The 7,116-nt window shown below is 73.3% G+C and carries 6 protein-coding genes; 4 read left to right on the top strand and 2 right to left on the bottom strand.

The window, feature by feature from the left end; all coding sequences use genetic code 11:
- The coding region (locus ABTW95_RS26995) for an SbcC/MukB-like Walker B domain-containing protein (RefSeq protein WP_500227752.1) at positions 1-2,307 on the top strand (2,307 nt) is incomplete at its 5' end.
- A gap of 30 nt (positions 2,308-2,337) precedes the next feature.
- Here the strand turns inward: ABTW95_RS26995 and ABTW95_RS26990 are convergent.
- A complete protein-coding gene (locus tag ABTW95_RS26990) occupies positions 2,338-2,703 on the bottom strand; it encodes a PH domain-containing protein (RefSeq protein ID WP_396448929.1) in 366 nt (121 codons plus the stop codon).
- A gap of 411 nt (positions 2,704-3,114) precedes the next feature.
- Here ABTW95_RS26990 and ABTW95_RS26985 point away from each other — a divergent pair, with 411 nt between their 5' ends.
- Genes ABTW95_RS26985 through ABTW95_RS26975 form a run of 3 tightly spaced genes read left to right on the top strand, consistent with a single transcriptional unit; the run spans position 3,115 to position 6,250 of the window.
- Complete coding sequence (locus ABTW95_RS26985; RefSeq protein WP_396448930.1) at positions 3,115-4,188, top strand: multicopper oxidase family protein; 1,074 nt, start codon at positions 3,115-3,117, stop codon at positions 4,186-4,188.
- 56 nt (positions 4,189-4,244) lie between these two features.
- Positions 4,245-5,717: a multicopper oxidase domain-containing protein gene (locus ABTW95_RS26980; protein WP_500227751.1), complete on the top strand. Its 1,473-nt coding sequence runs from the start codon at positions 4,245-4,247 to the stop codon at positions 5,715-5,717.
- 20 nt (positions 5,718-5,737) lie between these two features.
- A complete protein-coding gene (locus ABTW95_RS26975; RefSeq protein WP_500227750.1) occupies positions 5,738-6,250 on the top strand; it encodes a hypothetical protein in 513 nt (170 codons plus the stop codon).
- A 72-nt stretch (positions 6,251-6,322) separates the two neighbouring features.
- Here ABTW95_RS26975 and ABTW95_RS26970 read toward each other — a convergent pair whose 3' ends face one another.
- Entirely contained in the window at positions 6,323-7,087 is a 765-nt protein-coding gene (locus ABTW95_RS26970) for a helix-turn-helix transcriptional regulator (RefSeq protein ID WP_396448933.1), read from the bottom strand.
- Between the last annotated feature and the right edge of the window lie 29 nt (positions 7,088-7,116).

Genomic DNA, 7,116 nt, shown 5'->3' with positions numbered 1-7,116 from the left:
GAACCGGCCGCCGAGCCGCTCGCCGAGGTCGATGTGCTGCCCGCGTGGGCGGCCGAGCTGGCGGCCGGGCACGCCGATGTCCGCGCCGCCGTCGAGCGCCTGCGGGACGAGGCCGCGGCGGCGCTCCGCGCGGCCCGCGCGGCGCTGGAGGACGGCGAGGACCTCGCCCGGCGGCGGCGGGCGCACGCCGAGGCCCTCGCCCGGCGCGACGCGCTGGCCGAGCACGCCGAGGAGAGGTCCCGTACGGCGTCGCGGCTGGACGCCGCCGCCCGCGCCGACCGGGTCGTCCCCTGGGTGAAGGACGTGCGCGACCGGCACGGCCGGGCGGTGCAGGCCCGCCGCTGGGCCGAGGAGACCAGGTCCCGGGTCGCCGCGCTGCTGCCGCCGAAGGCGCCGGAGGACGTCCTCGCCAAGGCCGAGCGCGACCGCCGCGACGAGGCCGCCGCGCTGGAGGGCGTGCGCGGGAAGGCCGCCCGGCTCCGCGAGATCGAGCGTGACCGGCGGTCCCTGGCCGAGGAGCTGCGCGGCCTGGAGCAGCAGGAGGCGCGGGCGGCCGCGGCGCTGGAGGAGCTGCCCGGCATCGTGGCGGCCCGCCGCGCCGAGCTGGAGGAGGCCAGGCTCGCGGCGGCGGGCCGCGCCGGCGCGGAGGCCGCCGTCCGGGACGCCGAGCGCAGGCTCGACGCCGCGCACCGCCGCGACCGGGTCGAGGGCCTGCTCGCCGCCGCCGAGGAGGCGCAGCGCGCCGCGGTCGACGCCGCGCAGCGGGCCCGCGACCGCGTCCAGGAGCTCCGGCAGGCACGCCTGGACGGCATGGCCGCCGCGCTCGCCGCCGAGCTGCGCGACGGCGAGCCCTGCCGGGTCTGCGGCTCCACGGAGCACCCCGCGCCCGTCGCGTCCCTCGCCGTCGTCCCGACCGAGGGCGAGATCGAGCGCGCCCAGGCCGCCTACGACGAGGCGCAGGACCTGCGCGAGAGGCGGACCGGCGAGGTCGAGTCGCGGCGCTCCGAACTCGACCAGCTGATCGAGGCGGCCGGCGACGCGCCCGCCGCCGCGCTCGCCGCCGAGTTGGCCGAGGCGCGGGAGGAGTTCGAGGCCGCCATGGCGCGGGCCGCGGAGGCGGAGCGGCTGGAGGCCGTGCTCCACCGCCACGAGCGGGAACTCGACCTGGCCCGCGACGAGCACGACCGGGTCTCCCGGCGGCTCGCCGAGACCCGCGCCCGCGACGAGAACCTGGCCGCCGAGCGGGCCCGCCTCGCCGCGGAGCTGGACGAGGCGCGCGGTGACGACCCGACCCTGGAGGAGCGCATCGCCCGCCTCACCCGCGAGGCCGGCGCGCTGGGCGAGGCGGCCGAGGCGGCGCGCGACCGCGGCCGCGCCGAGGAGGAGCTGGCCGCCGCCCGCGCGAAGGCGCGGCAGGAGGCCGAGGAGCAGGGGTTCGGGACGCCCGACGAGGTCCTCGAAGCCGCGCTGCCCGACGAGGAGCAGGGCGCCCTCCGGGACAGGCTCCGCCAGTGGGACGTCGAGGAGGCCCAGGTCCGCGCCCTGCTCAAGGACCCCGAGCTCATCGCGGCCGCCGCCGAGCCCGCGCCCGACCTGCCCGCCCTCCGCGCGGCCGTCCGCGCGGCGGAGGACGCGCACACCGAGGCCGTGAGCGCCGCCGACCGCGCCCGGTACCGCTGCGAACGCCTCGCCGAGCTGCGCGGCCGGCTCGCCGGCGCCGTCGCCGCATGGCGGCCCGCCGCCGAACGCCACGAGGTCGCCGAGCGGCTCGCCGGGCTCGCGTCCGGCAAGCACCCCGCGAACCGGCACGCCATGTCGCTGTCGGCGTACGTGCTCGCCGCGCGCCTCGAACAGGTCGTCGCCGCCGCGAACGAGCGGCTGTCGCGCATGTCCGGGGGCCGCTACGCCCTCGCCCACACCACCGACCGGACGGCCGGCGACCGCGCGAAGGGCGCGGGCGGCCTCGGCCTCCGCGTCGCCGACGCCTGGACGGGCCTGACGCGCGACCCGGCCACCCTGTCCGGCGGCGAGTCGTTCATCACCTCGCTGGCCCTCGCGCTCGGCCTCGCCGACGTCGTCACCGCCGAGGCCGGCGGCACCGAGATCGGCACGCTGTTCGTCGACGAGGGCTTCGGCACCCTCGACGAGGAGACGCTCGACGAGGTCATGGACGTCCTGGACGGCCTGCGCGACGGCGGCCGGGCGGTCGGCATCGTCAGCCACGTCGCCGAGCTGCGCGCCCGCATCCCCGCGCAGCTCCGCGTCACCAAGGACCGCACCGGCTCCACCGTGAAGGTCGTCGTCTGACCTGCGCCTCCTCCGGCGGCCGGCCGCGCGTCAGGAGATGTGCTGCAAGATCACGTTGTGGACGTGGTGGCTCTTGTCGCTGCCGCGGAACTCGACCTCGTAGGTCTGGTGGCCGACGTGGATCGCGATCGACCCGGTGGAGAAGTACGACCCGGCCCACGACTTGTTGCTGACCACGCTCACCGAGGTGATCTTCGAGTACGGCACGCTGGTGATCGCGTACTTCTTGCCGGCGAAGCTCCGGTCCTGGATGATCACCCGCCGGTCGGTGAGGCCGATGAACCCGGTGCCCGTCCCGACCGCGTCGTAGACGGCGATGATCTGCTCGCCGGGGAGCAGCCCGCTCTCGATCTGCTTGAGCTGGCTCGACCTGTCGTGTTCGATCCCGTCGCCCATCGGTCCCTCCGGTGCTCGGTGTGCCGGTTCGACGGGCGCGCGGCCCGTCCCGTTCCGCAGGGCAGTGTCTCAGCCCGCCGCGCGGGGATCGCGCCGCTTCGGGGAAGCCGGTCCCTCCGCCGCCCACGGTGCCGCGCGTCACCGACCGCGAGTCCCCGGCCGGGACGCCTCGCCGACCGAAAAGACCAAAAAAAACTAGTGTATTTGGTTGAACCGGGGCCGTGCAGGCGGGGTGCGCGATGGCGGCACAGTCGCGCCCTCCCTCGCAAGTGAACCCCATCTGAACTGCATGAATAAGGCTTCCATCAAATCTGTGCGGCGCTTCACACCCCCCGCCTATAGACCGGGACCGGTGCGAACAATTAAACCTAATGCGCTCGTAAAAATTAGGACCCGGAAGGGGTCGACACGATGGATGGAGCCAGATCGAGGGCGCTGGTCGCCGCGATCGCGTTCGCGCTCGCGCTGACCGTGTCGCTGTGGACGATTCCACGCGGCAGCGGCGCGACCGAGGCGTCGCACGCGGCGGAGTCCGCGCCCGCGGCGGAGGCGGCGGCGCCGTCCGCCGCGGAGGACCACGGAACCTCGCACGACGCGTCCGCCGGCGGTGCGGGCGACTGGAAGGCCATGGACGAGGCCATGGCGAAGCGGGACAAGAGCTTCCCCGCGGCCACCAAGGGCCAGGGCGGGCAGGACCTCGTCCCGAAGGTGCTGGCGGACGGCACCAAGGAGTTCCACATGACGGCCGCGCCCCTGAAGTGGGAGGTGGAACCGGGCAAGGTCGTGGACGCCTGGGGCTTCAACGGCATGGTGCCCGGCCCGACGATCCGCGCGGACGTCGGGGACAAGGTCCGCATCGTGGTCAAGAACGACCTGCCCGAGCCGACCAGCGTCCACTGGCATGGAATCCAGTTGCCCAACAAGATGGACGGCGTCCCCAACGTCACCCAGGACTCGATCAAGCCGGGCAAGTCGTTCGCCTACGAGTTCCCGGTGACCCGGATCGCCGACACCTGGTACCACTCGCACTACAACGGCACCAAGCAGGTGAGCAGCGGGCTGTGGGGCGCGATCCAGTTCGGTGACATCCCCACCCCCCACAAGGAGAAGGTGGCGCAGAAGCAGATCATCCAGATCCAGGACGCCGGCGTGATCGGGATGACGCTCAACGGCAAGTCGTTCCCCGCGACCAAGCCGCTGAAGGCCAAGGTGGGCGACTGGGTGCAGGTCACCTACGTCAACGCCGGGACGATGGCGCATCCGATGCACCTGCACGGCGTGGACCAGGTGATCATCGCCAAGGACGGGTTCCCGCTGGAGCAGACCTACAAGGCCGACACCGTCAACGTCGCGCCGGGCGAGCGCTACACCGTCCTGATCCACGCCGACCAGCCCGGCAAGTGGATCTGGCACTGCCACATCTTCCCGCACGCCGAAGGCTCCCAGGGCATGTTCGGCCTGGTCATGGAGATGCAGATCACCTGAGCGCGGTACCCCCGAACCGCTCGGATCCCCCCCTTTCTCACATCTGGAGTGAGTCAATGTCCACAACCCCCGCGCCGGACGATCCGGCGTCGGGCGGGCCGTCGGCGCCCGCCCGCAGACACTGGACCGCGGCGCTGAACGGGTACCTGCCCGCCATCAGCGCGGCGCTCGCGCTCGGCCTCATCGTCGGGCTGCTCATGGTCGGCTTCGCGCCCGGCGACCAGCACGGCACGCTGGCCGCGTCGGAGGAGGCCGGCTCCTCCTCGTCCTCCTCCGGCGGCGGTGACGCGGCCCTGCCCGGGAAGGGCAAGAAGGTCACCCTCGAATTCGAAGAGGGCGACATGTACATCAAGCCGAACAAGGTCACCGTCCCGGCGGGCGCCGACGTCACGGTGAAGGTCGTCAACAAGGGCAGCATGAACCACACGTTCAGCCTGCTCGGCAAGACGAACAAGGAGCTCGAACCAGGCCAGTCCGAGACGCAGCACTGGGGCGTGCTCACCGAGTCCACCCAGGCGTGGTGCGTCGTCCCCGGCCACAAGGAAGCCGGCATGCTGGTCGACGTCACCGTGACCGGCGGCAAGACCACGTCGGCCGCGGCGGGCGACACCGGCGCGGCGGCGAGCGGCACCGCCGCCGGCGACTCCGCGAACGCCAAGATCGACCCGGCCGCCAAGCCCGCCGCCGGCTGGAAGCCGCACGACCCGACGGCACCCGCCAACGACGGCAAGGACGTCCACGAGGTCACCTTCACCGTCACCGAGAAGGAGATCGAGGTGGCCCCCGGCGTGAAGCAGACCCGGTGGACCTACAACGGCTCCGCGCCCGGCCCGACACTGCGCGGCAGCGTCGGCGACACCTTCCGGATCAAGCTCGTCAACAAGGGCTCGATGGGCCACTCGATCGACTTCCACGCCTCCAAGGTCGCGCCGAACGTCGAGATGAGGACGATCAAGCCCGGTGAGACGCTCGTCTACGAGTTCAAGGCGCAGTTCGCCGGCATCTTCACCTACCACTGCGGCTCCGACCCGATGATCTACCACATCGGCAACGGCATGCACGGCGCCGTGATCGTCGACCCGCCGAAGCTGGACAAGGTCGACAAGGAGCTGGTGCTCGTGCAGTCCGAGCTGTACCTCGGTCCCCAGGGCAAGCCCGGCGACATGGCCAAGATGATGGCCGGCGAGTACGACGCGGTCGTCTTCAACGGCTACCACAACCAGTACGTGCACGCCCCGATCAAGGTGAAGCCCGGCGACCGGGTCCGCGTGTGGGTGGACGACGGCGGCCCCAACGAGAACATCGCCTTCCACGTCGTCGGGACGATCTTCGACACGGTCTGGAAGGACGGCGCCTACCTGGTGCGCAAGGGCAACGCCGACAAGGGCGGCGCCCAGGTCCTCGACCTGCAGCCCACCCAGGGCGGCTTCGTCGAGTTCACCCTTCCCGACGCCGGCACCTACGCGTTCCTCGGCCACAAGATGAGGAACATGGCCGCGGGCGGCGTGGGCGTCTTCCAGGTCGGCTGACCCACCCTCAGGAGGTGACCATGACAACCATCGAGACCAGCGGCACGGCGACCGCCCCGGCGGCCTCGTCCGCGCTCACGGCCGGACGCGTCGCGGCGATCGGGTCGGTCCTCGCCGCGCTCGTCCACTACGCCGTCGTGCCCGAGCACCTGAGCGAATGGTGGGCCTACGGCGTCTTCTTCAGCGCCATCGGCATGTTCCAGCTCGTCTGGGCGGTGCTCGCCTGCACCGGGAGCGAGCGGCCGCTGCTGCTGTCCGGGCTCGCCGTCAACCTCGGCGTCCTCGCGCTGTGGGCGGTGAGCCGTACGGCCGGCCTGCCCTTCGGCCCGGAGGCGGGCGAGGCGGAGGCGGCCGGCGTCCTCGACGTGCTCAGCGGCCTCGCCGAACTGGCACTGGTCGGCGGAATCCTGCTCGCCCTTCGCGGCCCGCGTTCCAAGGCGCGGCAGACCGCGGCGAAGGACTCCGCGGTGAAGGATCCCGTGGCAGAGGGTTCCGCGGACGCCGCGGAGGAACCGGCGGAGCGGAGCGGCTGACGCCTCCCGGCCCGGCCCGTCGGCCCGCGGACGCCCGAAAGGGGTCCGCGGGCCTTCCGCGCGTCCGGGCCGTCAGCCCTCGGCTTCGCCGTCCGCCGGGGCGGTGCCGGCGTCCGCCCGGTCCGCCTCGCCATCGCTCCTCGGGGCGCGGCGCAGGTAAGCCAGGCAGAGGTGCGGCTCCACCAGCGGATCGAGCCGGTCCGCCGCCATCGGCACGTCCAGCTCCTCGAGCGCGCCCTGGATCAGGCCGAGATGCAGCCGGCACACCACGTCCGCGTGCTGTTCGGCGACCGTGCCGAAGGGGCAGTTCCGCACCCGGATGCGGACCTCGTCCGGATCCGTGTGACCGGTGTCGTGCTCGAACTCGGGGCTGAACCCGATGCCGGCCATCAGCCGGTTGAGGCGCTTCAGGGCCTCCGCCGGGTCGAGGCGCTGGAACGGGGCCGGCGCGTCGGCGAGATGGCGGCCCCAGGCGCGGCCCGCCTCCAGCGCGGCCCGCTCCGGATCGGGGAGCAGGCCCGAGACCAGGCTCGCCAGCATCTCGGCGAGCAACCGGTAGCTGTGCCTGCCGTCCGCGGCCTCCGCCCGGTACATCACGCGGGGGCGGCCGGGCCGGTCGCGGTCCTCGGCGACCCGCTCCACCAGGCCGGCCTCGGACAGCCCGTCGAGGTGGAAGCGGGTGGTGTTGGGATGCAGCCCGGCCCGCTCGGCGATCTCGCGCACGCCGAGCGGGGCGGCGCCCGCCTCGCGGACCACCCGCAGGACCCGTGCGCGGCTGCCGCCGAGCCCCGCCTCGGCCGCCGCGGGTTCCGCGTCGACCCATTCGCGGTCGTCCATGCTCCCGAGTTTATGCATATCGACTAGTG

It is taken from the genome of Spirillospora sp. NPDC127506 (assembly GCF_040302145.1).
Classification (GTDB): domain Bacteria; phylum Actinomycetota; class Actinomycetes; order Streptosporangiales; family Streptosporangiaceae; genus Spirillospora.
Note: the sequence above shows the minus strand (reverse complement) of the source record. Positions and strands in the feature narration are given on the sequence as shown.